Below are 1,094 nucleotides of genomic sequence, written 5' to 3'. Positions count from 1 at the left end.
GGCACAACCCCACTCAGCAGAATCAACCGAGCCGCCCGATGCCGCTGCCCCGCATACGGCTCCAGCAACGACAACATCACCTCGTCATCCGCATCCCGATCCCCCGCCAACGCGAACCCCACGATCCCCGGCAGATGCAGATCCCCCACAGTCACCGCGTCCGCCGCCCCATGACTCCGCTGCACAACCTCCGCCGAGGTCCACGGCCCCACCCCCACAACCAACTCCAGCCGCGCCCGCGCCCTCTCCGGATCCAGCGCCACAGCCTCCTCAAGCCGCCCCGCGACCCGAACCGCCCGCAGAATCGTCGACGCCCGCTTGTCGTCGACCCCGGCCCGGTGCCACTCCCAGGACGGAATCAGGGCCCAGTCCCGTGCGGCGGGCACCACGAACAACCCCTGGGGCATACCCGCACCTTCGGGCCCAGGCGCCGGCTCCCCGAACTTCCGTACGAGCAACCGCCAAGCCCGATAAGCCTCGTCGGTCGTGACCTTCTGCTCCAGCACGGACGGAATCAGCGACTCCATGACGAGCCCTGTCCGCGTCAGCCGCAACCCCGGCCGCCGATGCCGTGCGAGCGCGACAATCCGGTGCCGGGGCGCGAACGCGCCGGGATCATCGGCTGCCCCGAGCAACTCGGGCAACCGCTCCAGCAACCACTCGGCCCCGGGCCCCCACGCCTCCCCCAGGACCACCCCGTCCCGCAGCGCGACCCGCAACGTCCCGGCCCCGACGGGCGTACGGCAGGTCCGCCACACGGACCCGTCCGGCGCCGCCCGGAAGGTGGGGTCGCCGGGCCCTCGCCGCAACGGCCCGAGAACCAGCCCGAGATCGAGCGGCACACCGGGAGTCCAGGTCCGGCTCCGCCCCGCCACGCCGGCCTGCCGGGGCACCCCACCGGACACACCACCAGGCAGAGCGACATGCCCACCCCGCACGGTCGTACGAGGGGACCGCGAAGGCTGAGAGGCCTGATAGGGCTGAGAAGCGAACCGTCCTGCCACGAAACCGTTCCTAGCACGGAAAGAACCAAGCCGGGGAAAACTGCCCGTTCAGACAGGGGAGAGGGGAAGGCGAGACACCCGCCCCAAACT

Annotated in this window: 1 protein-coding gene; it reads right to left on the bottom strand. The window is 71.2% G+C overall.

Annotation, left to right across the window (positions count from 1 at the left end; translation table 11 throughout):
* On the bottom strand, positions 1 to 1,004 hold a 1,004-nt coding region (locus tag AOK08_RS10850; protein WP_079053968.1), incomplete at its 3' end, for a DNA-3-methyladenine glycosylase family protein.
* Positions 1,005 to 1,094: the final 90 nt, after the last annotated feature.

This window comes from Streptomyces graminilatus, assembly GCF_001418565.1.
Lineage (GTDB): Bacteria > Actinomycetota > Actinomycetes > Streptomycetales > Streptomycetaceae > Streptomyces > Streptomyces graminilatus.
This window is presented reverse-complemented; position numbering and strand designations above follow the sequence as displayed.